Annotated in this window: 22 protein-coding genes, 1 pseudogene and 1 riboswitch; of the genes and pseudogenes, 13 read left to right on the forward strand and 10 right to left on the reverse strand. The window is 65.2% G+C overall.

Going from position 1 to position 24,260, the window contains the following annotated elements; translation table 11 throughout:
* The first annotated feature begins 158 nt into the window (after nucleotides 1-158).
* The gene (locus HU751_RS12635; protein WP_186733875.1) at nucleotides 159-419 is read left to right on the forward strand and encodes a hypothetical protein; all 261 of its coding nucleotides are present in this window, start codon (nucleotides 159-161) and stop codon (nucleotides 417-419) included.
* A 115-nt stretch (nucleotides 420-534) separates the two neighbouring features.
* On the opposite strand, the gene HU751_RS12640 is transcribed toward HU751_RS12635, so the two are convergent.
* A complete protein-coding gene (locus HU751_RS12640; RefSeq protein WP_186713176.1) occupies nucleotides 535-1,701 on the reverse strand; it encodes a 1-acyl-sn-glycerol-3-phosphate acyltransferase in 1,167 nt (388 codons plus the stop codon).
* Nucleotides 1,702-1,826: 125 nt separating this feature from the next.
* On the opposite strand from HU751_RS12640, the gene HU751_RS12645 reads away from it, so the two are divergent.
* The 3 genes from HU751_RS12645 to HU751_RS12655 are packed head-to-tail and all read left to right on the forward strand — an operon-like array spanning nucleotide 1,827 to nucleotide 2,905.
* Nucleotides 1,827-2,009 (forward strand): CPXCG motif-containing cysteine-rich protein, encoded by a 183-nt coding sequence (locus HU751_RS12645; RefSeq protein WP_010225771.1) that lies wholly within the window; start codon nucleotides 1,827-1,829, stop codon nucleotides 2,007-2,009.
* On the forward strand, nucleotides 2,009-2,269 hold the full coding sequence (locus tag HU751_RS12650) for a putative signal transducing protein (protein WP_186733874.1): 261 nt from the start codon (nucleotides 2,009-2,011) through the stop codon (nucleotides 2,267-2,269). The genes HU751_RS12645 and HU751_RS12650 overlap by 1 nt, the downstream gene beginning before the upstream one ends.
* A gap of 15 nt (nucleotides 2,270-2,284) precedes the next feature.
* Nucleotides 2,285-2,905 carry an SOS response-associated peptidase gene (locus HU751_RS12655; protein WP_186733873.1) on the forward strand — a complete coding sequence of 207 codons (621 nt, stop codon included), beginning with the start codon at nucleotides 2,285-2,287 and terminating at the stop codon, nucleotides 2,903-2,905.
* A 26-nt stretch (nucleotides 2,906-2,931) separates the two neighbouring features.
* Here HU751_RS12655 and HU751_RS27305 read toward each other — a convergent pair whose 3' ends face one another.
* Both HU751_RS27305 and HU751_RS27310 read right to left on the reverse strand, forming a co-directional pair.
* On the reverse strand, nucleotides 2,932-3,774 hold the full coding sequence (locus HU751_RS27305; RefSeq protein ID WP_371916482.1) for a methyl-accepting chemotaxis protein: 843 nt from the start codon (nucleotides 3,772-3,774) through the stop codon (nucleotides 2,932-2,934).
* Between the two features lie 12 nt (nucleotides 3,775-3,786).
* Nucleotides 3,787-5,073: pseudogene (locus HU751_RS27310) on the reverse strand (methyl-accepting chemotaxis protein); the annotation flags it as partial.
* 152 nt (nucleotides 5,074-5,225) lie between these two features.
* Here HU751_RS27310 and HU751_RS12665 point away from each other — a divergent pair.
* Nucleotides 5,226-6,041: a M48 family metallopeptidase gene (locus HU751_RS12665; protein WP_110735860.1), complete on the forward strand. Its 816-nt coding sequence runs from the start codon at nucleotides 5,226-5,228 to the stop codon at nucleotides 6,039-6,041.
* Nucleotides 6,042-6,115: 74 nt separating this feature from the next.
* Here the strand turns inward: HU751_RS12665 and HU751_RS12670 are convergent, their stop codons facing one another.
* From HU751_RS12670 to HU751_RS12680, 3 genes are all read right to left on the reverse strand, one after another.
* Nucleotides 6,116-6,700 (reverse strand): TMEM165/GDT1 family protein, encoded by a 585-nt coding sequence (locus HU751_RS12670; RefSeq protein ID WP_177330817.1) that lies wholly within the window; start codon nucleotides 6,698-6,700, stop codon nucleotides 6,116-6,118.
* Nucleotides 6,701-6,790: 90 nt separating this feature from the next.
* Nucleotides 6,791-6,912, reverse strand: a riboswitch (yybP-ykoY riboswitch).
* 38 nt (nucleotides 6,913-6,950) lie between these two features.
* A complete protein-coding gene (locus HU751_RS12675; RefSeq protein ID WP_186733871.1) occupies nucleotides 6,951-7,949 on the reverse strand; it encodes a methyltransferase in 999 nt (332 codons plus the stop codon).
* A gap of 51 nt (nucleotides 7,950-8,000) precedes the next feature.
* Nucleotides 8,001-8,966 carry a 2-hydroxyacid dehydrogenase gene (locus HU751_RS12680; protein ID WP_186733870.1) on the reverse strand — a complete coding sequence of 322 codons (966 nt, stop codon included), beginning with the start codon at nucleotides 8,964-8,966 and terminating at the stop codon, nucleotides 8,001-8,003.
* 190 nt (nucleotides 8,967-9,156) lie between these two features.
* On the opposite strand from HU751_RS12680, the gene HU751_RS12685 reads away from it, so the two are divergent.
* The 6 genes from HU751_RS12685 to HU751_RS12710 all read left to right on the forward strand — a co-directional run bounded on the left by HU751_RS12685 (nucleotide 9,157) and on the right by HU751_RS12710 (nucleotide 19,870).
* Nucleotides 9,157-10,839, forward strand: a complete 1,683-nt coding sequence (locus tag HU751_RS12685; RefSeq protein ID WP_186733869.1) for a fatty acid--CoA ligase — start codon at nucleotides 9,157-9,159, stop codon at nucleotides 10,837-10,839.
* A 331-nt stretch (nucleotides 10,840-11,170) separates the two neighbouring features.
* Complete coding sequence (locus HU751_RS12690) at nucleotides 11,171-13,096, forward strand: DUF1302 domain-containing protein (RefSeq protein ID WP_186733868.1); 1,926 nt, start codon at nucleotides 11,171-11,173, stop codon at nucleotides 13,094-13,096.
* Between the two features lie 25 nt (nucleotides 13,097-13,121).
* On the forward strand, nucleotides 13,122-14,486 hold the full coding sequence (locus HU751_RS12695) for a DUF1329 domain-containing protein (RefSeq protein ID WP_186713185.1): 1,365 nt from the start codon (nucleotides 13,122-13,124) through the stop codon (nucleotides 14,484-14,486).
* Nucleotides 14,487-14,698: 212 nt separating this feature from the next.
* Nucleotides 14,699-17,416: a winged helix-turn-helix domain-containing protein gene (locus HU751_RS12700; protein WP_186733867.1), complete on the forward strand. Its 2,718-nt coding sequence runs from the start codon at nucleotides 14,699-14,701 to the stop codon at nucleotides 17,414-17,416.
* A gap of 157 nt (nucleotides 17,417-17,573) precedes the next feature.
* Entirely contained in the window at nucleotides 17,574-19,181 is a 1,608-nt protein-coding gene (locus HU751_RS12705; protein ID WP_050703762.1) for a response regulator, read from the forward strand.
* A complete protein-coding gene (locus HU751_RS12710) occupies nucleotides 19,178-19,870 on the forward strand; it encodes a sensor histidine kinase (protein WP_186713188.1) in 693 nt (230 codons plus the stop codon). Before HU751_RS12705 ends, HU751_RS12710 begins: the two co-directional genes overlap by 4 nt.
* A 69-nt stretch (nucleotides 19,871-19,939) precedes the next feature.
* On the opposite strand, the gene HU751_RS12715 is transcribed toward HU751_RS12710, so the two are convergent.
* A complete protein-coding gene (locus HU751_RS12715; protein WP_186713189.1) occupies nucleotides 19,940-20,203 on the reverse strand; it encodes a YebG family protein in 264 nt (87 codons plus the stop codon).
* Between the two features lie 222 nt (nucleotides 20,204-20,425).
* Here HU751_RS12715 and HU751_RS12720 point away from each other — a divergent pair, with 222 nt between their 5' ends.
* Entirely contained in the window at nucleotides 20,426-20,896 is a 471-nt protein-coding gene (locus HU751_RS12720) for a phosphate-starvation-inducible protein PsiE (RefSeq protein WP_110736873.1), read from the forward strand.
* A gap of 3 nt (nucleotides 20,897-20,899) precedes the next feature.
* Here the strand turns inward: HU751_RS12720 and HU751_RS12725 are convergent, their stop codons facing one another.
* A complete protein-coding gene (locus HU751_RS12725; RefSeq protein WP_186733866.1) occupies nucleotides 20,900-21,199 on the reverse strand; it encodes a DUF3509 domain-containing protein in 300 nt (99 codons plus the stop codon).
* Between the two features lie 129 nt (nucleotides 21,200-21,328).
* Nucleotides 21,329-21,676 carry an HPF/RaiA family ribosome-associated protein gene (locus tag HU751_RS12730; protein ID WP_186733865.1) on the reverse strand — a complete coding sequence of 116 codons (348 nt, stop codon included), beginning with the start codon at nucleotides 21,674-21,676 and terminating at the stop codon, nucleotides 21,329-21,331.
* A 251-nt stretch (nucleotides 21,677-21,927) separates the two neighbouring features.
* Between HU751_RS12730 and HU751_RS12735 the strand changes: the two genes are divergently transcribed.
* Nucleotides 21,928-23,031 carry an NADH:flavin oxidoreductase gene (locus tag HU751_RS12735; RefSeq protein ID WP_186733864.1) on the forward strand — a complete coding sequence of 368 codons (1,104 nt, stop codon included), beginning with the start codon at nucleotides 21,928-21,930 and terminating at the stop codon, nucleotides 23,029-23,031.
* On the opposite strand, the gene HU751_RS12740 is transcribed toward HU751_RS12735, so the two are convergent.
* On the reverse strand, nucleotides 23,000-24,211 hold the full coding sequence (locus HU751_RS12740) for a glycosyltransferase family 4 protein (protein ID WP_186733863.1): 1,212 nt from the start codon (nucleotides 24,209-24,211) through the stop codon (nucleotides 23,000-23,002). The genes HU751_RS12735 and HU751_RS12740 overlap by 32 nt on opposite strands.
* Nucleotides 24,212-24,260 lie beyond the last annotated feature (49 nt).

Raw genomic sequence — 24,260 nt, forward strand, 5'->3', positions numbered from 1 at the left:
GACAAGCTCCGGTTCGGTAGAGGCCGACAGGGTGGCCTGCCTTCATGACGAGCGTGTGACAGATGAAATTAAATGACAGCTGGTCGCAAAATGGCGGCAGCGACCTTGCGCTTGAGTAGAATGCCGGGCTTTGCCGCACGTGATACCGAGGTCGCGCAATGTCGTTGCAAGTGTTCTGGGGCTTCCTGGCCGCCCATCCGGCCAAGCTGATCAACCTGCTGGCCCTGCTCATTACCTGCCCTGGCGGGCTGCTGCTGCACAGTGCCCGGCGCCGCGAGGCGCTGAGCCGGGAAAGCCTGGCGGTGGATGAAGGCGTGGTGGATGCGCTGGAGCAGCGGATACCGCGCTATTACTACATCCTGGGCTTCTGCTGCCTGGCGATGGCCTTGCTTTTGTCCTGGTTCAGTACCTGGATCTGAAGGTGTTTTGCCTGCTGCGTGGGAGCGGGCTTGACCCGCGATTGCATCCTTTCGGGCGACGCTGCCGCTTGAACTGACGCCATCGCGGGGCAAGCCCGCTCCCACGAAACTATTGTCAGGCCGATGCCGGCTGACGCTTGACCTGATACTGGTTACGCACCGGCGTCGCATACTGCTGCACCAGGTACGGCTGATGCTCGACCGGGCACGCGTCCAGGCGGCGCTGCCACTCTTCCTTCGCCTTGGCCAGCTCGTCGGCCGGGAACAGTTTCTCCGCGCTTGGCACCTCGAGCGCCGCGTCCTTCTCCGCCCACATCGCATAGGCCAGGTAGTGCACCGGGAACAGCCGGTAGCCGCCGAGGATCTGCCGGTCGATGGCCTGCGCCAGTTGCTTGGTGTCCTCGTGGTAATCGGTTACCGGTGGCGCGAAGTTGATGTGCACCCGCCCTTTGTAGCCGGTGATGCCCTGGGCGATGCTGTTGTCGTCCTCGCCTGGAGCCTTGGTGTAGCTGCCGGTGGTGGCGCGGATGTACAGCTCGCGGGCCTTGGCCTGGTCGCAAGGGTCATATTCGTAGCTGATCGACACCGGGGTCAGGTTCAAGCTCTGGACCACCGCGCCGAACGGTTCGTCCTTGCGGCTCATGTGGAACATCTTGAGGATTGCCGAGTCGGTACGGTCGTCACCGTCCTTGGCGCGGCCTTCGGCCTGGGCGATCCAGATCGACACGCAATCGTTGCGGATCGAGTGATTGATGTAGGCCGAGAGCAGTTGGTAGGCGGCCAGTTTCTCGCGGCGGCCGCTGATCGAACGGTGCACGATGAAGCTCTTGTTCAGGCGCATCATGTCGCTGACGAACGGTTTTTGCAGCAGGTTGTCGCCGATGGCGATGCGCGGCGTCGGCAGGCCGGCGTGGTACACCGCGTAGTTGACGAAGGCCGGGTCCATCACGATATCGCGGTGGTTGGCCAGGAACAGGTAGGCGGTACCCGACTTGAGCTGTTCGACGCCGGTATAGGTGACGCCGTCGGTGGCGCGGTCGATGGTGCGGTCGACGTAGTACTCGACCTTGTCCTGCAACGTGGACACGCAGCTTACGCCGGCGAACTCCTTGCGCAGGCGCCGGGCGATCAGCGGTTTGAGCAGCCAGCCGAAGGCGCCAGCCGCGCGCGGGAAGCGGAAGTGGGTGAGGATATCGAGGAATGCCGGGTCGCTGAGCAGGCGTGCCAGAACGGCAGGGACCTCAGCGTCGTCGTACGGTCGGATGGCATCGAATTCGCCCATCATGCTCTCTTGTTGGAAACGGCTAGGGTAATTAGGTAGGGGCGGGCTCCGAAAAACGGCTCGGACGCACACTGGCCCTGTAAACAGACCGGCAATTATACGCACAAGTCACTCCGGAGGCCGCGATGCTGGAAACTGCGATCTACGATTGCCCCTATTGTGGCGAGGAAGTCGAAACCACGGTGGACCTGTCCGGCGGCGACCAGGAGTACATCGAGGACTGCCAGGTGTGCTGCAAGCCTATCCGCTTCGTGCTGCAGGTGCATGGCGAGGAGTGGATGCTCGATGTCTACGGCGAGAACGATTGATGCAACGGATCTATGAGCCGGAAAGCCTGCTGGAGGCGCAGATGCTGGTGGGCATGCTGGCCAGCGAGGGCATCGAGGTGCACCTGGTCGGGCGTGACCTGATGGGCGCCGTGGGCGAGTTGCCGATGCACGGGTTGCTCGGCCTGGCGGTATCGGATGAGCAGGCCGGGTACGCACGGCAGTTGATCGATGCGTACAATGCCGCCCAGCCGCTTGCCGGCGACGAACCGGAAAGTTATCCCGGAACCCTGATCTGCTAGGTTTTGATTTCGCCCATGTGTGGACGCTACGCCCTGTTTCGCTGGTCCCAGAGCTTCGCCGGCCTGCCGGGCTTCCCCCCGGGCCAGCAGGCCCAATGGAACATTTCGCCCGGTGCCACGGTGCTGATCCAGCGCCAGCTCGACGGCCAGTTGCAGTTGGCCAGTGCGCGCTGGGGGCTGACCCCGGCCTGGCTCACCGACCTGTCCCGCACCCCGGCCCAGGCCCGCGCCGAGACCCTCGCCGAGCAGCCGATGTTCCGCGAGCCCTTGCGCCAGCGGCGTTGCCTGATGCCGGCCAACGGTTTCTACGAATGGCGCGGTACGGCGCGCAAGCGCCCGTATTGGGTGACGCCGGGGGAGGGCGCGTCGCTGTTCTTCGCCGCACTGTGGGAGGTCTACCCGGTGCAGGAGCAGGCATGGCTGAGTTGCGCGGTGGTGACGCAAGCGGCGATGAACCAGCGTCGGCCGCTGATCCTCGACGAGGCCGAGCAGGCGTTGTGGCTGGATCCCGAAACACCGATGGCGAGATTGCACGAGTTGCTGGCCAAGCCGCCGACGGCACTGCGTGAGCGGGCGCTGGCGAACTTCGTCAATGATCCGAAGCTCAATGGGCCGGAGTGCCTGACCCCGGCCTAGGTGGCGTGCGCTAACTCCCTGTAGGCCTACACCCTGAACTGATTGATCAACCGCCGCTGCTGCTCGGCCAGCTTGGTCAGCTCGGCGCTGGCTTGGCTCGACTCGTCGGCGCCGCCGGCCACTTCGCCGGCCACCTGGCCGATGTTGATCACGTTGCGGTTGATGTCCTCGGCCACGGCGCTCTGTTCCTCGGCGGCGCTGGCGATTTGTGTGTTCATGTCGTTGATCACCGACACCGCCTGGGTGATGCTCGCCAGCGACTCGGCCGCGCGGCTGGCCTGCTGCACACTGATGTCGGTCTTGCCCTGGCTGTCTTCCATCACCTTGACCACTTCGCGGGTGCCCAGCTGCAGTTGCTGGATCATCTGCTGGATTTCCTGGGTGGCCTGCTGGGTCTTCTGCGCCAGGTTGCGCACCTCGTCGGCGACCACCGCGAAACCGCGGCCCTGCTCGCCGGCCCGGGCCGCCTCGATGGCGGCGTTGAGCGCCAGCAGGTTGGTCTGCTCGGCAATGGCGCGGATGGTCACCAGGATGGCGTTGATGTTCTCGCTGTCGCGGGCCAGGTCCTGGACCACGGTCACGGCACGACCGATTTCGGTGGCCAGCTCGCTGATCGAGTGCGACGTATCGCGGACGATGTCCAGGCCCTGGTTGGCGGCGCGGTCGGCTTCACTGGCAGCCTGGGCCGCTTGCGTGGCGTTGCGCGCCACGTCCTGGGCGGTGGCGGTCATTTCGTGCACGGCGGTGGCCACCTGGTCGATCTCGGCCATCTGCTTGTGCACGCCCTGGTTGGTGCGGATGGCGATGTCGGCGGTGTGCTCGGAGGAGTCGCTGACTTTCTGCACCGAGCTGACCACCTGGCTGATCATCGCCTGCAACTTGGCCAGGAAGGTGTTGAAGCCTGTGGCGATGGCGCCCAGTTCGTCGGCCCGGTCGCTCTGCAGGCGGCGGGTCAGGTCGCCTTCGCCCTGGGCGATGTCATCGAGCATGCTCACCATCTGCTTGAGCGGGCGGGCAATGCCCAGGGCCAGCAGCCAGATCACCAGCAGGCCGAGGGCGGCGATGCCCAGGCCGACCACGGTCATGCCGGCGATATCGGTGCGGCGCTGTTCGGCCAGGTCCTGCTGCAGGCGGTTGACGTCGGCCATGACCGTGCTCAGCGGCAGTTCCAGCAGCAGGGTCCAGCGTGCGTCGGTGCCGGCGATCTTGAACGGCAGGTACAGCTCGATGCGGTCCTTGGCGGCATCCACTTCATAGTGCAGCGCCTCGCCGCTCAGGTTTTTGAGGGTGTTGGCTTCGTCGCTGTCCAGCACGTCGCCGGCCTTTTCGCCGAACTTGGCCGGATCGCGGGTGTAGGCCACCAGGCGGCCGTTGCTGGAGACCAGCGCCAGTTCGCCGGCGCCGTCGTAGAGCTGGCGGTCGGCGGCATTGAGCAGGTCCTGGATGAAGTTCACCGACAGGTCGGCGCCGGCCATGCCCTGGAACTGGCCGTCGACCATGATCGGCTCGACGAACGAGGCGAGCATGACCATCTTGTCGCCCACCTTATACGGCGCGGGATCGATCACGCAGGCCTTCTTCGACTCCTTGGGGCACAGGTAGTACTCGCTGGCGCGCACGCCGGTGGCGAGCACCGTGCGGTCGTCGACATCGGCCAGCTTGTCCTGGCCGAGGCTGCCGTCGCCATTGCGGAACCACCAGGGCAGGAAGCGCCCGCTGGCGCTGTCGATGCCCACCAGGTGGCTGCCGACGTAACGGCCATCGGCATGGTCGAGGGCGTTCGGCTCCCAGCCCAGGTAGGCGCCCAGCACGCTCGGGTTGACCTCCACGGTGCGCTTGAGCTGGTTGATCAGGTGTTCGCGATCGACGCGCATCAGTGGCTGGCCGTCGGCGCCCTGCATGCCGAGCATGGCGTTGCCGGTGGCCAGGCCGCGGGCGATCGCCAGGGGCGCTTCCAGGCCACGCTGGATCTCGCTGACCTGGGTGCGGGCCAGGGCCGAGAGGCGCTGCTCGATGACGGTCTCGAACTGCTGTTGCGTGCGCTGTTGCACCAGTGCCTGGGTTCGCTGCCCGGAATACACGGCATACAACACCAGGGCCGCTACTATGCTCAGCACGATGGCACCGGCCAGGGCGGCCACGGAAAACTGGATCGACTTGAACTTCATGGCAAAGCTCCGCGCGCAAGGAGGTCGTTACCGAGGGTTATCGGCGGGCTAATACCAAAGCATGAGGGGCTTGTCAGAAATCTTACCTGTGGCTCTGGCAGGCACGGGCGTCAGGGCCTAGGATACGCGGCACGTAAATAGGGAGTGTTTTCATGCGTAAGTCATTCGTTGTCAGCATGCTGACGGCCAGCGTCCTGCTCGGCGGCTGCCAGGCGGTCAATACCACCAGTGGTGGTGCCGTGGGCGTCCAGCGCCAGCAGTACATGTTCAGCATGCTCTCGACCGATGAGGTCAACCAGATGTACGCCCAGTCCTATCAGCAGACCCTCGGCGAGGCGTCGAGCAAGGGCGTGCTGGACAAGAGCAGCAATGATGCCAAGCGCGTGCAGGCCATCGCCAAGCGCCTGATTGCCCAGGCACCACAGTTCCGGCCGGATGCCGCGCAGTGGAATTGGGAAGTCAACGTGATCAAGAGCGACGAGCTCAACGCCAACTGCGGTCCGGGCGGCAAGATCATCGTCTATACCGGCCTGATCGATCAGCTCAAGCTGACCGACGCCGAGATCGCCGCAGTGGTGGGCCACGAGATCGCCCATGCCCTGCGCGAGCACAGCCGTGAAGCGATGTCCAAGGCCTATGGTGTGGAAATGGCCCGCCAGGGCGCCGGCGCGATCTTCGGCCTGGGCCAGGACAGCATGGCCATGGCCGACACCGTGGTGAACTACGCCATGACCCTGCCCAACAGCCGGGCCAACGAGAACGAAGCCGACCTGATCGGCCTCGAGCTGTCGGCCCGCGCCGGCTACGACCCGAACGCCGCGATCACCCTGTGGAACAAGATGAGCAAGGCTTCGGAGGGGGCACCGCCAGAATTCATGAGCACCCACCCGGCATCGAGCAGCCGGATCGCTTCGCTGCAGGCGGCAATTCCGAAGGTGATGCCGTTGTATCAGGCGGCCAAGAAGTAAAAACCAGCCGCACGTTTCAAGCCGCAAGCTTCAAGAACAAGCCGATGCACTTTTTCTTGCAGCTTGCAGCTGTCTTACCCAATCCAGCCACTGGTCTTCATCGCCGAATACACCGCGACGATGGCCAGCACGATGAACGCGGTCGCCGCCAGGCGACGGATCAGCGTCAGCGGCAGTTTCTCCGCCGCGAAGTTGCCCGCCAGGACCACCGGCACGTTGGCGATCAGCATGCCCAGGGTGGTGCCGATGATCACCATGATCAGGTGCGGATACTGGGCGGCCAGCATCACCGTGGCCACCTGGGTCTTGTCACCGATTTCGGCGAGGAAGAACGCGATCAGCGTGGTGACGAACGGCCCGAAGCGGCGCGCGTTGCTGGTTTCGTCATCGTCCATCTTGTCCGGTACCAGGGTCCACAGCGCGGTGGCGGTGAAGCTCGCGGCAAGAATCCAGTGCAGCACCGACTCGCTGAAGAAACCGCTGACCCAGGCGCCCACGGCACCGGCGGCGGCATGGTTGGCCAGGGTCGCGGCGACGATCCCGGCAATGATCGGCCAGGGCTTGCGAAAGCGGGCGGCGAGGATGAGCGCGAGCAGTTGCGTCTTGTCGCCGATTTCGGCGAGGGCAACGATGGCGGTGGGGACGAGTAACGATTCCAGCATCAGGATTCCTACGGGGGCGGGTCGACACGGCTATGACACGTACAGCCTTCCCGCCCCGGGTAAGGTGTGCGTGTCATAGGTCTTGTCAAACCCTGGACCTGTCTGCGCAGATCGTGGGTCGCACGCGCCATGGCCTGTGGGCCAAGTGTGTTGACGTGTGCCGGGCGAGCAGGGCGCTCGCGGGAGACTACTCCCCTAGGACGGAGCGGATTCTGCCTAGGCGAAACGCTTTCGGCAAGCCCTGTTTTTAGTCGCGGGTCGCCCGGTAGATGCGAAAACCTTGTGCCTCGGCACGGATTTCACAATTGCCCAGGGCGCCTTCGATCAGCGGCTGGTAGCGCAGGAAGCTGTTGGCCACCAGCCGCATTTCGCCACCTTTTCGCAGATGTTCGCCTGATTTTTTCAGCAGGTTTTCCGATGCCTGGTAGTCGGTGTGCACACCGGTGTGGAACGGCGGATTGCTCAGGATCAGGTCAAGATCGGACGGCGCGGCATCGATGCCGTCGCCGCTGATCACCTCGCCTTCCAGGCCGTTGGCCGCCAGGGTCAGGCGGCTGGCCGCGACCGCGAAGGCATCGACATCGAGCAAGGTGACCCGGCTCTGTGGATAACGGCGCTTGATCGTGGCGCCAAGCACGCCGGCGCCGCAGCCGAAGTCAAGGACATGGCCGCCGGGCAGGCCGTCGAGGTGTTCCAGCAGCAGCGCGGTGCCCTTGTCCAGGCGCCCATGGCTGAACACCCCGGGCAGGCTGATGACCTGCAGCGGACCATCTTCCAGCGGCAGTTCGAAGCGTTCGGCCAGGCTTTGCAGCGGTGTGGCTTCGGGAGCGTTGTCCACGGTCACCTGCCACAGCTGGCAGTGCCTGGCGCTGTCGAGCTTGCGCGGTTTGCCGAACGCCTGCAGAAGCTTGGCCGCGCCTTCGATGCCGCCGCGCTTTTCCCCCACCAGGTACAGCTCGCGACCGCCCAGGCGCGAGGCCAGGGCGTTGAGCAGGTAGGCGGCCAGCTCGCGGGACTTGGGCAGGAACAGCACGGCGGCGTCGAACGCCACCTCGGGCACCTCGACACCATAGTGGCTGCGCCCGGCGAAACGGCCCTGCAGCAGCGCCTGGTCGCCGGCATGCCAGGTCCAGCCATGGGCGCCGGGCAGTTGGCCGAGCAGGCCGTCGGCCTGGGCGCCGGCGATCAGCAGCGGGCCTTGGAACAGTTCCGCCTGGCGGAGCAACACTTCACTGCGCGGGTCCATGGACGACGCCTCCTGAAAAAAGTGGCGCAGTGTAGCAGAGGCGTCGGCGGATCAGCCGACCACTCGCCGCGGCTGGCCGGCGAAGTAGGCCTGGGCGTTCTCGGCCAGCTGGCCAACGATGCGCTGGCGCGACTCCACCGCGCCCCAGGCGCTGTGCGGAGTGATGATCAGGCGCGGAATGTCCGCCGCCAGCAGCGGATTGCCCTTGGCCGGCGGCTCGACGCTCAGCACATCGGTGGCGGCGCCGCCCAGGTGGCCACTGCGCAGGGCGTCGGCCAGGGCCTGTTCGTCGATCAGCCCGCCGCGGGCGGTGTTGACCACCAGCGCCCCCGGCTTGAGCAGGGCCAGCTCGTTGGCGCCGATCATGTGCCGGGTCTGCTCGTTGAGCGGGCAGTGCAGGGTCAGGGCATCGACCTGCGGCAGCAGTTCGTCCAGCGGCAGGCGATCGGCCCGGGGCGGCCGGCCGGGAATCTGCCCGCTCAGCACGCGCATGCCGAACGCCTCGGCCAGGTGCGCCACCGCGCCACCCAGCTCGCCGTGGCCGAGCAGGCCGAGGGTCTTGCCTTCCAGCTCGACGATGGGGAAGTCCAGCAGGCAGAACTGGCTGGCCTTGGCCCATTGTCCGGCCTTCACCGCCTGGTTGTAGTCGCACAGGCGCGTGGCCAGGGCCAGCAGCAGGGCCAGGGTGTGCTGGGCCACCGACGGCGTGCCGTAGCCCTGGCAGTTGCACACGGTGATGCCCTGGGCACGGGCGGCGGCGAGGTCGACATTGTTGGTGCCGGTGGCAGCCACCAGGATCAGCTTGAGATCGGTGGCGGCGGCCAACGTCGCGGCGTCGAGCATCACCTTGTTGCTGATCACCGCCGTGGCGCCTTGCAGGCGTTCGGCGACCTGATCGGCAGCGGTGGCGGCGTGCAGCTGCAGTTCATCGAACTGCGCCTGCAGCGGTGAAAGGTCGAGGTCACCCAGGTCCAGTGACTGGTGATCGAGAAACACGGCGCGACGTGGGCTGGGCATCAGGGGCTCCGGTGATTGGGCGGCAGGGCATCGACGCAGTGTCTGGTCCGCCGGCGCCATTCGTCAACGGTGCCGTCCGCACTCATACCTCGAGGGCGCAAATCATTCCTTCGGCTGATTTGACCGGTGCGTCACCGAACTACAGTGGATTACTGAACCGTTCTGCCCGTATTGAAGAAAAGGGATACCCATGTTGCAGACTCGCATCATCAAGCCCGCCGAGGGCGCCTACGAATACCCGTTGCTGATCAAGCGCCTGCTGATGTCCGGCAGCCGCTACGAGAAGACCCGCGAGATCGTCTACCGCGACCAGATCCGCCTCACCTACCCGCAGCTCAACGAGCGCATCGCCCGCCTGGCCAACGTGTTGACCGCGGCCGGTGTGAAGGCCGGTGACACCGTGGCGGTGATGGACTGGGACAGCCACCGTTACCTGGAGTGCATGTTCGCCATCCCGATGATCGGCGCGGTGGTGCACACCATCAACGTGCGCCTGTCGCCCGAGCAGATCCTCTACACCATGAACCACGCCGAAGACCGCTTCGTGCTGGTCAACAGCGATTTCATCGGCCTCTACCAGGCCATTGCCGGGCAGCTGACCACGGTCGACAAGACCCTGCTGCTGACCGACGGCCCGGACAAGACCGCCGACCTGCCGAACCTGGTGGGCGAGTATGAGCAACTGCTGGCCGCGGCCAGCCCGCAGTACGACTTCCCCGATTTCGACGAGAACTCGGTGGCCACCACCTTCTATACCACCGGCACCACCGGCAACCCCAAGGGGGTGTACTTCACCCATCGCCAGCTGGTGCTGCACACCCTGGCCGAAACCTCGGTACTGGGCAGCCTGGACAGCGTCAGGCTGCTGAGCAGCAACGACGTCTACATGCCGATCACGCCGATGTTCCATGTGCACGCCTGGGGCATCCCCTACGCGGCGACCATGATGGGCATCAAGCAGGTCTACCCGGGGCGCTACGAGCCGGACATGCTGATCAGGCTGTGGCGCGAGGAAAAGGTCACCTTCTCCCACTGCGTGCCGACCATCCTGCAGATGCTGCTCAACTGCCCGTCGGCGGCCGGCCAGGATTTCGGCGGCTGGAAGATCATCATCGGCGGCAGCGCGCTCAACCGGGCCCTGTACCAGGCGGCGCTGGCCCGGGGCATCCAGCTCACCGCCGCCTATGGAATGTCCGAGACTTGCCCGCTGATCAGCGCGGCGCACCTGAACGACGAGTTGCAGGCCGGCAGCGAGGATGAGCGCACCAGCTACCGGATCAAGGCCGGCGTGCCGGTGCCATTGGTCGAGGCTGCCATCGTCGATGGCAATGGCAACTTCCTGCCCGCCGATGGCGAAACCCAGGGCGAACTGGTGCTGCGCGCGCCCTGGCTGACCATGGGCTACTTCCGTGAAGCGGAAAAGGGCGAGGAGCTCTGGCAGGGTGGCTGGCTGCATACCGGCGATGTCGCCACGCTGGACGGCATGGGCTTCATCGACATCCGCGACCGCATCAAGGATGTGATCAAGACCGGTGGCGAATGGATCTCCTCGCTCGACCTCGAAGACCTGGTCAGCCGCCATCCGGCGGTGCGCGAGGTCGCGGTGGTCGGGGTGCCCGATCCGCAGTGGGGCGAGCGCCCGTTCGCATTGCTGGTGGTGCGCGAAGGGCAAAGTATCGATGCGCGCGCGCTCAAGGAACACCTCAAGCCTTTCGTCGAGCAAGGGCACATCAACAAGTGGGCGATTCCCAGCCAGATCGCCCTTGTTACTGAAATTCCCAAGACCAGCGTCGGCAAGCTCGACAAGAAGCGCATCCGCGTGGACATCAGCCAGTGGCAGGCCAGTAACAGCGCTTTCCTTTCCACCCTGTAACCCGGGCGCGGGTCGCGCTTTTTCAGGCGCGACCCCGCAGGCTAGACAGGATCTCGCCTTGTCAAACGGCAGAATTGAGCCATGCTTGAGCACTGCCAGCGCGCAGGCCGGCCGATCGGGGTGGGCCGCAAGCAGGACGCGCAAATCACACTTTAGAGGGATCAAGCACCTGTGACCGCTGGCTATAGTCGGGTCAGGGGATTTTCAGGAATGGGGGAGGGCACCACGCGGCAACGCGCGGCGCCACGGGCAGGAGCCTGCTTCACCAGGCGCTCGAGCCGTTTCTGAAAGGACTCACTGCCATAACAAAAAAGTACATGGAGTAGCGTCGATGACATCTGCAAACCTGTTCTGGCGCCGGGCGAAACTGCCCCTGGCCGTCAGCCTCGCTTCCACGCTCGCAAGTCCTGCTTTCGCTGTCAGCTTCAACATCGGTGAAATCGAAGGCCAGTTCGACTCCTCGCTCTCCGTTGGCGCCAGCTGGTCGACTGCCAACCCCAACAAGAACCTCATCGGGGCCAACAACGGCGGCAGGGGGCTGTCGCAGACCTCCGACGATGGCCACCTGAACTTCAAGAAAGGCGAGACCTTCTCGAAGATCTTCAAGGGTATCCACGACCTGGAACTCAAGTACGGCGACACCGGCGTGTTCGTCCGCGGCAAGTACTGGTACGACTTCGAACTCAAGGATGAAAACCGCGAGTTCAAGGACATCAGCGACTCCAACCGCAAGGAAGGCGCCAAGTCCTCTGGCGCGGAACTGCTCGACGCCTTCGTCTACCACAACTACAGCATCGCCGACCTGCCGGGCACCGTGCGCCTGGGCAAGCAGGTGGTGAGCTGGGGTGAAAGTACCTTCATCGGGGGAGGGATCAACTCCATCAACCCCATCGACGTCTCGGCGTTCCGCCGCCCGGGCGCGGAGATCAAGGAAGGCCTGATCCCGGTCAACATGTTCTACCTGTCGCAGAGCGTGACCGACAACCTGACCGCCGAAGGCTTCTACCAGATCGAGTGGGACCAGACCGTCGTCGACAACTGCGGCACCTTCTTCTCCCAGCCTGACGTGATCGCCGATGGCTGCAACAACAACCTGGCGGTGCTGGCCAAGCAGGCCAACGTGGCGGGCCGCCTGGGTCCGATTGCCGCGCCGACCATGCGTGCCCTTGCCGCCCAAGGCGTCTCCTGGGGCTCGCCTGACGAAGGTGTGATCGTGCGCCGTGGCCCCGATCGCGACGCCCGTGACGGCGGTCAGTTCGGCCTGGCACTGCGCTACATGTACGAGCCGTTGAACACCGAGTTCGGTGGCTACTTCATGAACTACCACAGCCGTGCGCCGATCTTCAGTGGTCGAGGCGCCGCTGCGCGCTTCTACAACCCGGCCAACCTGGCAGGCGCACTGATCGGCGCTGGGGTTCCAGCGGGCGCGGCGACCAACCCGGCGTTGCTCCAACAGCTGATGCCGCTGTATGTCGCCGGTAACTCCAGCTACTACGTCGAATACCCCGAGGATATTCGCCTGTACGGCCTGAGCTTCTCCACCACCTTGCCAACCGGCACGGCCTGGAGCGGCGAGATCAGCTATCGCCCGAATGCACCGGTGCAGCTGAACACCACCGACATCCTGTATTCGGGCCTGACGCCACTCGATCCGAACGCATCGGTCCTGAAAGGCACGCCGAACACCGACCAGCCCGGCTATCGTCGCAAGGAAATCACTCAGCTGCAGACCACCTTCACGCACTTCTTCGACCAGGTGATGGGCGCCGAACGTCTGACCATGGTGGGTGAAGTTGGCTGGACGCACGTCGGTGGCCTGGAAAGCACCTCGAAGATGCGCTATGGCCGCGACCCGGTCTACGGCCCTGGCCCGCTGCCCAATGGCCGCTGCCAGAGCCTCAACGCCACCACGCTGGCTGGCGTCGAGCAGAACAACCTGTCGCGCTACTGCGAAAACGACGGCTTCACCACCTCCGACTCCTGGGGTTATCGCGTCCGCGCCATCTGGGACTACAACAACGTCTTCGCCGGTGTGAACCTGCGTCCGAGCGTGGCCTGGTCCCATGACGTCGACGGTTACTCCCCGGGCCCTGGCGGCAACTTCGAGGAAGGCCGCAAGGCGGTCAGCCTTGGCCTGGACGCCGAGTACCAGAACACCTACACGGCGAGCCTGTCGTACACCAACTTCTTCGATGGCAAGTACACCACCGTGGATGATCGCGACTTCGTCGCCCTCAGCTTCGGCGTGAACTTCTAAGAAACCTGATCCAGGACGACACACAATGAAAATGACCACACGTCTGCTGCAAGCCGGTGTACTGGGCATGTCCCTGCTGGCAACCAGCGTCATGGCTGCGGTTTCCGCCACCGAAGCGGCCAAGCTGGGTTCCACGCTGACCCCGATGGGCGCGGAGAAGGCCGGTAACGCCGATGGCTCGATCGGCCCGTGGGAGCCGCTGTCCAAGAGCGCCGGCAGTGCCGACGCCAAGGGCTTCCTGTCTGACCCCTTCGCCAGTGAGAAACCGCTGTTCACCATCACCGCGCAGAACGCCGACCAGTACAAGGACAAGCTCTCGCCTGGCCAACTGGCGATGCTCAAGCGCTATCCGGACAGCTACAAGATCCCGGTGTACAAGACCCACCGCGGCTCCACGGTACCGGACGATGTGTTCGCCGCGATCAAGGAAAACGCCACCAAGACCACCCTGGTCGCGGGCGGCAACGGCCTGGAGAACTTCCGCACCGCCGTGCCGTTCCCGATTCCCAAGGACGGCCTGGAGGTGATCTGGAACCACATCACCCGCTACCGTGGCGGCAGCGTGACCCGCCTGGTCACCCAGGCCACCCCGCAGCAGAACGGCTCGTACAGCCTGGTGTACTTCCAGGACCAGTTCGTGTTCCGCGACAAGATGAAGGACTACGACCCGGCCAACCCGGGCAACATCCTGTTCTACTTCAAGCAGGAAGTGACCGCCCCGGCGCGACTGGCCGGGACCGTGCTGCTGGTCCACGAGACCCTCGACCAGGTCAAGGAACCGCGCAAGGCGTGGATCTACAACGCCGGCCAGCGCCGCGTGCGCCAGGCGCCGCAAGTGTCGTACGACGGCCCGGGTACCGCCGCCGACGGCCTGCGCACCTCCGACAACCTGGACATGTACAACGGCGCGCCGGACCGTTACGACTGGAAGCTCGAAGGCAAGAAGGAGATGTACATCGCCTCCAACGCCTACAAGCTGGACGACCCGAAGCTCAAGTACAGCGACATCATCAAGGCCGGGCACATCAACCAGGACTTGTCGCGCTACGAGCTGCGCCGCGTCTGGCACGTGGTCGCCACCCTCAAGCCGGGCCAGCGCCACATCTATGCCAAGCGTGACTTCTACATCGACGAGGACACCTGGCAGGCCGCGGTGATCGACCAGTACGACGGTCGCAACCAGCTGTGGCGCATTTCCGAGGCCCACGCCCAGCCGTACTACAACGTGCAGGTGCCGTGGTACACCCTGGAGGCCATCTACGACCTGCAGTCGGGCCGCTACCTGGCCCTGGGCATGAAGAACGAAGAGAAGAGTGCCTACAACTTCGGCTTCAGCGCCAGCAAGGCCGACTTCCAGCCGGCAGCCCTGCGTCAGGCAGGCGTGCGTTGAGCTGACAGTCGTTACAACTCCGTTTGATCTCCCAGAACGCCCCGGCTTGCCGGGGCGTTTCTGTTTTAGAGGCGCCCGTCCATCAGCATTGTTTCTTTTTGTTGTAGTCTTTTTCGCTCGATGCGTTTCCATCATCTTCAAATGCGCCGCGTTTGCCGCTAGTCTCGCAACCATCCGTACTGCCGCATTACTCCAATCAGAACGAGCCGGCCATGACAGATTTGTCCCGTACGCATGGAGTCGCCAGCCAGGCCCTGGGCCTGCTGGACGGGCGTTTCTTCCGTCCACCCCTGCCGGAGGCTCACGTCCCCCGAGCGCGCTTGTGCCAGCGCTTGCAAGGCGGGCTGGGCGGGCGTCTGTTGCTGGTGAACGCGCCGGCGGGGTTCGGCAAGAGTTCGCTGGCCATCGAGTTCTGCCAGGCGTTGCCCAGCCACTGGCGCAGCCTCTGGCTCGGGTTGAGCCAGCGCGATGCCGATCCGGGGCGCTTCCTCGAGCGCTTGCTCGAAGGCTTGCAGCAGTTCTGCCCGGCACTCGGCGGCCAGGCCCTGGGGCTTTTGAAGATGCGCCAGCGGCATCAACCCTTCGCCTTCGAAGAGTGGCTCGACGGCCTGCTTGATGAACTCGCGCTCTACCTGCAACCGGACACGCCCTTGCTGCTGGTGCTGGACGACTACCACCTGGCCCAGGGGCCGGTGCTCGATCGTTGCCTGCAGTTCTTCCTCAACCATCTGCCGGCCGGGTTGGTCCTGCTGGTCACCAGCCGCCAGCGGCCCGACTGGCACCTGGCGCGCCTGCGCCTTTCACGGCAACTGATCGAGCTCAACGAGCAGGACCTGCGCCTGACCCCCGATGAAGCGCTGGCCGTGATCGGCCGTCAGCCCACCGGCTTGCGCGGCCAGGCCCTGGATAACCTGATCCAGCGCAGCGACGGTTGGGTGGCGGGGCTGCGCTTCTGGCAACTGGCGGCCAGCGAGTCCGGCGAGGACCACGCCTTGCCCCAGGCGCTGCATGGCGGCGAAGGACTGATCCGCGACTACCTGCTGGAGGAAGTCATCGACATCCTGCCGGCCCCCGTGCAGGCGTTTCTCTACGAGACTGCCTGCCAGGAGCGTTTCTGTGCCGAATTATGCGACGCCCTGCGCGAGCGCCATGACAGCGGCGAAATCCTGAGCTACCTGCAGGCCCACCAGGTGTTCCTGGTGCCGCTCGACGAGCATGGGCTGTGGTTCCGCTATCACCACCTGTTCTCCGACCTGCTGCGCAGCCGACAGGCCAGCGAGCCGCTGGCGGGGCTGCACCTGCGCGCCTGCCGCTGGTTCGAAGGGCAGGGCCTGCTGGACGAGGCGGTGGAGCAGGCACTGCGCGCGGGCCATCTGGACGTGGCGGCGGACCTGGTGCAGAGCCTGTCCGAGGAGCAACTGCTGGCGGAGCAGAATGTCGGCATGCTGCTGCGCTGGAAGATGGACCTGCCCGACAGCCTGTTGATCAGCACACCCAGGCTGATTGTCCTGTACAGCTGGGCCCTGGGGTTGGCCTGTCAACTGGACGCCGCCGAGGAGCTTGCGGCCTACCTGAGCCGCTTCCTGCCCGCACCGTCGGCCACGGCGCAGAAGTCGATGCTGGCCCAGTGGCTGGCCCTGAGCGGGGTCATCGCCCGTGGCCGCGGCGATCGCGAGCGGACACTCGCCTACTGTGGCGAGGCGCTGCAGAGCCTGCCGAACAAACGCTACGGCCAGCGGTTGGTGTGCCTGTCGACGCTCTCGAACCTGGCCATCGCCGATGGCGATTTCTGGCGGGCGCGGGGCTGGAACCGCGAGGCCCTCGAGCTGGCGCAACGGGTTGGCAACCCGCTGTTCGAGGCCCTGGCCCATTACGATCGGGCGCGGGTACTGCACGCCCGCGGCGAAGTGCTGCGCGCCCTGGACGAAGTGCGCCAGGGATTGCAGCGTTTGCAGGGCCTTTCGGGGCAGCGCCTGTATGCCGTACGTGCGCGCCTGACCCTGTACGAAGGCTACTTGCTGGCGGCCCGACTGCACTGCGCCCAGGGCCGTGCGCGCTTGCGCGCCGGGCTCAGCGAGGCGCGCAGCTGCCGCGACATCAGCGTCCTGATCGGGCATTGCGTGATCGCCTCGCTGGACGGTCGCGAAGGGCGTTTTGCCGAGGCGTTCTCGGAACTGGCCGAGGCGGAGCGGCTGATGCATATCTGGGACGTGCCGCCGATCTTCTACCTGGCCATGATTACCCTGGTGAAGTGCGAGCTCTGGTTGGCCCAGGGCCGGACGGACCTGGCCGAGTCCTGGCTGCTGCGCCTGGGGCAGACCTACGGTGGCGAGCAGCCTGCGGCCGCGCCGGAGTTCCACCCGCTGTTGCCGCTGCACATCGAATTGCAGCAGGCCTTGCTGGAACGGGTGCTGACCCGTCCCGGCGATGCCGAAGCGCGGTTGCGCACGCTGGTCGAGCGGGGCCAGGCCAGCGGTGGCATGACGCTGGTGGTCAGCGCGCAGTGCCAATTGATCGCCCTGCTGCTGGCCGAGGGGCGTGACGCCGAAGCAGCCAGGTTGCTCACACCTGCTCTGGAGGCGGCGCAGGGTGGTGCCCTGCAGGCCTTCCAACGCTTGATCGAAGAGCAGCCACACTGGCTGCGCGAGCAGTTGACGGGGCGTGCGGCCTGCCCGGCGCAGAGCGATCTGCTGGCCCATCTGCCGCAGGCCCTGGCCACCGGCGGCGGTGCCACCGAGGCCCTGAGCAGCCGTGAGTTCGCCGTGCTGGAACTGATCGCCCAAGGCTGTTCAAACCAGCAGATCAGCGAGCGCCTGTTCATCTCCCTGCACACGGTCAAGACCCACGCCAGCCATATCAACAGCAAGCTCGGTGTCGAGCGCCGCACCCAGGCGGTGGCCAGGGCCAAGGCCCTTGGCCTGCTGGTCTAGTGGCTCGGGGCGAGGTCGGCCGTTAAGATAATGGCTTTAGGCCATCATTCGGCGTTACCTTTCCGGGCTCATCTTTTCTGACCCGCTGCCGATACAGACCTCGGCGGTATGCATCGCCACGCGCCACTTCCCCACTTTTTCAATACAGGTCGTGTTGATGCTGCAGTATGGGCAAAAAAGCTTTCTGATCGTCGACGACTTCACCGACTTCCGCACCTCGACCCGCTCGATGCTTCGCGAGCTGGGCGTGCGCGACGTCGACACCGCCGACAGTGGCGAACAGGCGCTGCGCATGTGCGGGCAGAAGCGCTATGACTTCATTCTCCAGGACTTCCACCTGGGCGACGGCAAGAAGAACGGCCAGCAGGTGCTCGAGGACCTGATCCTCGACAAGCTGATCAGCCATGAATGCGTGTTCATCATGGTTACCGCCGAAAGCAGCCAGTCGATCGTGCTCAGTGCCATCGAACACGAGCCCGACGCTTACCTGACCAAGCCCTTCAACCGGGTTGGCCTGGCCCAGCGCCTGGAGAAGCTGACCCAGCGCAAGACGCTGCTCAAGCCCATTCTCCAAGCCCTTGATCGCGGGCGCCCAGCCGAAGTGCTCGCTGCTTGCGCCGAGCTGTGCAAGAAGGACCCGCGCTTCGCCCCACTGTGCCTGCGCTATCGCGCCGACGCCCTGCGCGACCTCAATCGTTTCGAGGAGCTGGAGAAGTTCCTCAAGAACATTCTCGCCAGCCGCCCGCAGCCCTGGGTGTACGCCGCGCTCGGCAGCCTGTTGCATAAACGCGGACAGAATGCCCAGGCCCAGGGTGTCTACGAGCAGGCCCTAAAGGCCTTCCCGATCATGCCCAACCTGTACGATGGCATGGCCGAGGTGCTGGTGGCCCAGGGCGAGACCCGGCGTGCCCAGCACATGCTCGAGGAGGCGGTGCGCCTGTCGCCGCTCGCCGTGCGCCGCCAGGCCGCGCTGGGCAAGCTGGCGCTGGACAACGCCGACTTCGAGAGTGCCTCCAAGGCCTTCCGCCATGCGGTGAACCAGGGGCAGAGTTCGCGCTACAAGGACGCCGAGAGCAACCTGGGGCTGGTCCAGGCGTTGATGAACAAGAACAGCGGCAACGGTCTCGATGCCCGTACCCGGGTCGAGATCAACACCGTGCTCAGCGAGGTGGCCAAGGAAAACGTCGAGGACCAGGGGCTGCAGGTGCGCGCGCGCCTGATGAAGGCCGCCAGCCTGCAGCAGGCCGGCGATCCGGAGACCGCCGCCAAGCTCACCGAGCAGGCCATGCAGCGCCTGGAGAAGATGGACCAGTTCTTCTCCGTGGAGGCGGCGCTGACGGTGGCCAAGCAGTTGCAGCAACTTGGCCAGGATGCGGCGGGTACCTCGATTCTCAAGGGCTGCGTGGAAACCTACGGCGACGACCCCAAGGTCATGCAGAGTGTCGCCAAGCTCACCGACGACCCGCTGGTGCTGGGGGCGGTGACCGAAGCCGTGGACCTCAACCGCCAGGGCGTGCGCAGCTACCAGGGCGGCCAGCTCAATGAAGCGCTGGGCATGTTCCGCAAGGCGTTGTCGCTGCAGCCGAAGAACATCAGCATCGCCCTGAACACCGCCCAGGCACTGCTACGCATCGGCGGTGAGACGCCACCGCCGGCGCTGATGCAGGAGTGTCGCGATTGCCTCACCAGCGTGGCCGGTATTCCCGCCAGCGACAGTCGCTATGACCGTTACCGCAAACTGCACATCCGGGTCTTCGGCGCATGAACCAGGACAACCAGGGGCTGGACTTCTCCACGGTGATCGCCTCCACCGTGCACGACCTGAAAAACTCTCTTTCGGCGCTCACCCACGCTCACAGCCAATGGCTGGCGCGCCTGCCCGAAGAGTTGCGCGGCGGTATCGAGCAGGGCGTGGTGGAGCATGAGCTCAGCCACTTGAACGGCATGCTCGTGCAGTTGCTGGGGCTGTACAAGCTGGGCGTCAACCAGCTACCCATTTGCCCCGACTACCACGAGCTGGACGACTTCATCGAGGCCCAGCTGGCGGCCCAGGAAGATGTGATCAAGCACCGCGACATCCTTGCCACCTGGCGTATCGAGACCGAAAGCCCGCTGGGTTTCTTCGACCGTGAGCTGGTCGCCTCGGTGGTGGCCAACGTGCTAACCAACGCCATCCGTTATGCCGGCCACGCCCTGCTGATCAGCATCGAGGAGGAGGGCGAGCAACTGGTGATCAGCGTCAACGACGATGGCGCCGGTTATCCACAGCGCATGCTCGAGCGCCAGCACGACTACGTGCAGGGCATCGATTCACAGAGCGGCAGTACCGGGCTGGGGTTGTACTTTGCCGCGCGAATTGCCGCGCTGCATGAGCGCAACGGTGTGCGCGGGCGGATCGAGATCGCCAATGGCGGTACGTTGGGGGGCGGCTTGTTCCGCTTGTACCTGCCTTGAGCAGCGGCACGGCGTTGGCCCCCGTGCCCCCTCAGGCGCGAAGGGGCCGCGACATGGCCGGAGCAGCCATCATTCGGCTGCTGCGCCTTCGAGCAGTTCGGCCAGTGCATCCGGCTGGCTCTTGAACGCCCGGGCGAACACGTCGCGGTTCTTGGCCATGTAGATACCGGCTTCCTCGACCTGCTGTTCGCTCAGCGACGGCACGGCTTTGTGCAGTACCTCGGCCAGGCGTTCGGCCAGTTCGAGCATCTTGTCGTGACGGTCTGCTTCGGCCTTATCCATGAACAAGCGCTCCGGGTCGCGGCTGCTGCGGTACACCACTTCGACGGCCATTCATCACCTCTGTGCCTTTTTGCTGATGGGGTTGCGGATAACTGTATTTTTATACAGTACATCGCCAGGCCATCATCCTGCAACCGCAATGATGGCCCGGCAAACTGAAAATCAGCGTAGCCCACAGGTGCCCTGCGGCAATCGGCCGCCTTCCAAGACAGGGGCCGTGGCCCTTTAACTGCATGGCACAAGACCTTCAGCCGTATCTAGGAATCGAACATCGTGAACATCAAATGGGCAGAAAGACTGCGCAAGGGCCTGCACGGCTCCGCCGACTCGCTGGGCAACCTGTGCGTGGAAGCCTTCCACTACCTGGCGCTGTTCGGCATCGGCGCGATCACCGCCTATGCGGCGGTGGTGACCTTCCTGGACATGCTGGGCAAGGGCGGGGTCAGCGTCGATGACATCCTGCTGCTGTTCATCTACCTGGAGCTGGGGGCGATGGTGGGGATCTACTTCAAGACCAACCACATGCCGATCCGCTTCCTGCTCTACGTGGCGATCACTGCATTGACCCGCCTGCTGATCGGCGATGTCTCGCACCACAAGGCGCCGGATGTCGGGCTGCTGTACGTGTGTGGCGGCATCCTGCTGCTGGCCTTCGCCATCCTGGTGGTGCGCTACGCCTCCTATCGCTACCCGTCGACCAAGGCGCTGGATGCCAGCGGCAAGGAAGTGGACGAGGGCAAGTAGCCCTCAGTTGGCAATGCCGGCGGCAGGAAAACGCTGTTCGCCATGCCAGGTACGGGTCAGGGCCGCCAGCACCTCAAGTGGGTTCTGCCCCAGCTCGATGGCCAGGCCCAGGCGGATGCTGTCGATGACCCGCTGCAGGCGCACCGGATCGTTGCGCTGGACCTGGCTGATCAGGCGCCTGGCGACCACGCCGCTGTCGTCGGACAGGGTCAGCATGATGCTGCCGTCCAGGCGCTCGATGCTCAGGTTGACCCGGTATTCGGGGGCGAAGGCGGCGCTGATCTGATCGAAAGGGTTGTTCATGGTCGGTCCTGCACTGAATGACTGCAGGGGTTGACCGGGGCAAGGGCGGGTTGGTTCAGGCCCGCTGATCGGCACGCAATGAAAACGCCCGGCGCAAGGCCGGGCGTTTTCATTGGACACATTCGAATGTCAGGCGTCTGGATCGCTCTGCTCCAGGATAGCGCGCTTGCTGCGCAGCTTGCCGTAGAAGTGCTCCAGCGCATGGTTCAGCTTGCTGGCGGCGCCATCGACGGCCTGGTCCAGCGAGGTGGCGGTATGGGTCACGGAAATCGGCTGGTGGCCTTTGGGGCGAGCCTCCATCTGGCAGCGTTTGTCGTGCGGTCCGGGCTTGGCGCCATTGTCGTCGCGCAAGTGGACTTCGATGCGGGTGAGGTCGTCCTCGTAGCGTTCGAGGCTGCTCTGCAGTGTGCTGCGGACCCACTCGTTCAAGCGGACGTTGCCTTGGATCTGGTTGCTGCTGTTGACCTGGATTTGCATGATTCAATCCTTATTCAGCTTGCTCGCGAGAGGCGTGCCTAGGCCACTGAGGGCGTTGGGTTTTCTGCGCCTCTTGACTCTAAAGTCAGGCAACCGCCGGACGAATTCAAGCCCTTTTGCAAAATAAATTTCCTGTTGCAAATCGGCCCGCTCGCAGCGATACCTGCCGATCACTGCAATCAATGATGCTGTGACACTCACCTGGCGGCCCCTAAGCTCGGGCGCATCACTTCATCCCTCGGGAGCGCCGCATGTCCAGCAACCCTCTGTTCCACCCCTTCACCCTCGGCTCCCTCGACCTGCCGACCCGCGTGGTCATGGCACCGATGACCCGTACCTTCTGCCCCGGCGGCGTGCCCCACGACGGCGTGGTCGAGTACTACCGCCGGCGCGCCGCCGCCGGTGTCGGCCTGATCATCACCGAGGGCACCACGGTCGGGCACAAGGCCGCCAACGGCTACCCCAACGTGCCGCGTTTCCACGGTGAGGACGCCCTGGCCGGCTGGAAGCGCGTGGTCGAGGCCGTGCATGCCGAAGGTGGGCGCATCGTGCCGCAGCTTTGGCATGTGGGCAGTGTGCGCCGCCTGGGCACCGAGCCGGACGCCAGCGTTCCGGGCTATGGCCCGAGCGGAAAGGAAAAGGACGGTCAGGTGCTGGTCCACGGCATGAGCCGGGAGGATATCCGCGAGGTGATCGCCGCCTTCGCCCAGGCGGCGCGCGATGCCCAGGCCATCGGCATGGACGGCGTGGAGATCCATGCCGCCCACGGCTACCTGATCGACCAGTTCTTCTGGGACGCCAGCAATCGTCGCGATGACGAGTACGGCGGTGACCTGGCCGGGCGCTCGCGTTTCGCCATCGAACTGATCCAGGCCGTGCGCGCAGCCGTCGGCCCGGACTTCCCGATCATCCTGCGTTTCTCGCAATGGAAGCAGCAGGACTACAGTGCGCGCCTGGTGCAAACCCCCGAGGCCCTGGCGGCGTTCCTCAAGCCCCTGTCCGAGGCGGGCGTGGATATCTTCCACTGCTCCACCCGGCGCTTCTGGGAGCCGGAGTTCGAGGGCAGCGAACTGAACCTCGCCGGCTGGACCCGCCAGCTCACCGGCAAGCCGACCATCACCGTGGGCAGTGTCGGCCTGGACGGCGAGTTCCTGCAGTTCATGGTCGCCACCGACAAGGTGGCCAAGCCCGCCAGCCTCGAAGGACTGCTGCGCCGCTTGCAGGACCAGGAGTTCGACCTGGTGGCCGTCGGCCGCGCCCTGCTGGTGGATGCCGAATGGGCGCGCAAAGTACGGGACGGGCGTGAGGACGCCGTGCTGCCGTTCAGCCGTGAGGCGCTGACGACCCTGGCTTGATCACCAGTGGCGGGGTCTGTTCGCGGGCGGCCTGCAGTTCGCGGCAGGCACCGTACAGGTAGCCCTCGAACTGCTCGATGATCGCCGGCCAGCCCTGTCGGCTGGCGTGCTGGCGGGCATTGAGGCGCACCCTGCGCAGGGTTTCGCCTTCTTCCAGCAACCAGCAGGCGGCGTCGATGAACGCCGCCTGGTCTCCCGGCATGGCCAGGGCGCCGCTGTGGCCGTGGCGGATATGCTGGGCGGCGGCGGCCTCGTCGTAGGCGACCACGGCCAGGCCCGAGGCGAGCGCCTCGAGCACGACGTTGCCGAAGGTTTCGGTCAGGCTCGGGAACAGGAACAGGTCGCCGCTGGCATAGTGCTCGGCCAGCACCTCGCCGCGCTGTGCGCCACAGAACACTGCATCGGGCAGTTGCTGTTCGAGCTGGCCACGTAGCGGGCCATCGCCGACGATCACCAGGCGCAGGCGCCGCCGCGGATAGGCCTTGCCCAGGGCCTCCATGCAAGGGCGCAGCAGGCCCAGGTTCTTCTCTGCGGCCAGGCGCCCGACATGCAGCACGGCAATGTCATCCACACCCAGCCCCCACTGCTCGCGCAGCGCCTGACTGCGCCGTGCCGGATTGAACAGGTTGGCGTCGACCCCGCGGGCCATCAGGCCGAGCCGTTCGAAGCCGCGGCGCTCCAGTTCCAGGCGCTGGCTGGCGCTGGGCACCAGGGTAATGGCGGTGCGCCGGTGGAACCAGCGCAGGTAGTGGGTGAGCAGCCGTGACAGCAGGCCCAGGCCATACTGCCCCGAATACTGCGGGAAGTTGGTGTGAAAGCCGCTGACCACCGCCACGCCCAGGCGTCGGGCGGCGCGCAGGGCGCTCAGGCCCAACGGGCCTTCGGTGGCGATGTACAGCACGTCCGGGCGTTGCCGGCGCCAGCGGCGCCACAGCTTGTGCATCGACACCTCGCCCCATTGCAGGCCAGGGTAGCCAGGCAATGGCCAACCCCTGCACAGCAGCAGGGCCTCGTCGTTGCCGACCCCGTTGTCGGTGGCCTGGCGCGGGCGGATCAGTTCCACCTGGTGGCCGCGCAGGCGCAGCCCTTCGCTGAGGCGGCCAAGGGTGTTGGCCACGCCATTGATCTCGGGTGGGAAGGTTTCGCTGACCAGGGTGATACGCAGGGACGGTGTGCTCATGGGAAAAGTCTGGGCCGCCCCCGTTGCGCCCATGTGACGCCTTTGTGAC

This window comes from Pseudomonas peradeniyensis (assembly GCF_014268935.2).
Taxonomy (GTDB): domain Bacteria; phylum Pseudomonadota; class Gammaproteobacteria; order Pseudomonadales; family Pseudomonadaceae; genus Aquipseudomonas; species Aquipseudomonas peradeniyensis.

Bases quoted from the DNA above. Each gene is read 5' to 3' on its own strand.
- HU751_RS12635 (WP_186733875.1), top strand. From the start codon at position 159: ATGTCGTTGCAAGTGTTCTGGGGCTTCCTGGCCGCCCATCCGGCCAAG.
- HU751_RS12640 (WP_186713176.1), bottom strand. From the start codon at position 1,701: ATGGGCGAATTCGATGCCATCCGACCGTACGACGACGCTGAGGTCCCT.
- HU751_RS12645 (WP_010225771.1), top strand. From the start codon at position 1,827: ATGCTGGAAACTGCGATCTACGATTGCCCCTATTGTGGCGAGGAAGTC.
- HU751_RS12650 (WP_186733874.1), top strand. From the start codon at position 2,009: ATGCAACGGATCTATGAGCCGGAAAGCCTGCTGGAGGCGCAGATGCTG.
- HU751_RS12655 (WP_186733873.1), top strand. From the start codon at position 2,285: ATGTGTGGACGCTACGCCCTGTTTCGCTGGTCCCAGAGCTTCGCCGGC.
- HU751_RS27305 (WP_371916482.1), bottom strand. From the start codon at position 3,774: ATGATCAGCCAGGTGGTCAGCTCGGTGCAGAAAGTCAGCGACTCCTCC.
- HU751_RS12665 (WP_110735860.1), top strand. From the start codon at position 5,226: ATGCGTAAGTCATTCGTTGTCAGCATGCTGACGGCCAGCGTCCTGCTC.
- HU751_RS12675 (WP_186733871.1), bottom strand. From the start codon at position 7,949: ATGGACCCGCGCAGTGAAGTGTTGCTCCGCCAGGCGGAACTGTTCCAA.
- HU751_RS12680 (WP_186733870.1), bottom strand. From the start codon at position 8,966: ATGCCCAGCCCACGTCGCGCCGTGTTTCTCGATCACCAGTCACTGGAC.
- HU751_RS12685 (WP_186733869.1), top strand. From the start codon at position 9,157: ATGTTGCAGACTCGCATCATCAAGCCCGCCGAGGGCGCCTACGAATAC.
- HU751_RS12690 (WP_186733868.1), top strand. From the start codon at position 11,171: ATGACATCTGCAAACCTGTTCTGGCGCCGGGCGAAACTGCCCCTGGCC.
- HU751_RS12695 (WP_186713185.1), top strand. From the start codon at position 13,122: ATGAAAATGACCACACGTCTGCTGCAAGCCGGTGTACTGGGCATGTCC.
- HU751_RS12700 (WP_186733867.1), top strand. From the start codon at position 14,699: ATGACAGATTTGTCCCGTACGCATGGAGTCGCCAGCCAGGCCCTGGGC.
- HU751_RS12705 (WP_050703762.1), top strand. From the start codon at position 17,574: ATGCTGCAGTATGGGCAAAAAAGCTTTCTGATCGTCGACGACTTCACC.
- HU751_RS12710 (WP_186713188.1), top strand. From the start codon at position 19,178: ATGAACCAGGACAACCAGGGGCTGGACTTCTCCACGGTGATCGCCTCC.
- HU751_RS12715 (WP_186713189.1), bottom strand. From the start codon at position 20,203: ATGGCCGTCGAAGTGGTGTACCGCAGCAGCCGCGACCCGGAGCGCTTG.
- HU751_RS12725 (WP_186733866.1), bottom strand. From the start codon at position 21,199: ATGAACAACCCTTTCGATCAGATCAGCGCCGCCTTCGCCCCCGAATAC.
- HU751_RS12730 (WP_186733865.1), bottom strand. From the start codon at position 21,676: ATGCAAATCCAGGTCAACAGCAGCAACCAGATCCAAGGCAACGTCCGC.
- HU751_RS12735 (WP_186733864.1), top strand. From the start codon at position 21,928: ATGTCCAGCAACCCTCTGTTCCACCCCTTCACCCTCGGCTCCCTCGAC.
- HU751_RS12740 (WP_186733863.1), bottom strand. From the start codon at position 24,211: ATGAGCACACCGTCCCTGCGTATCACCCTGGTCAGCGAAACCTTCCCA.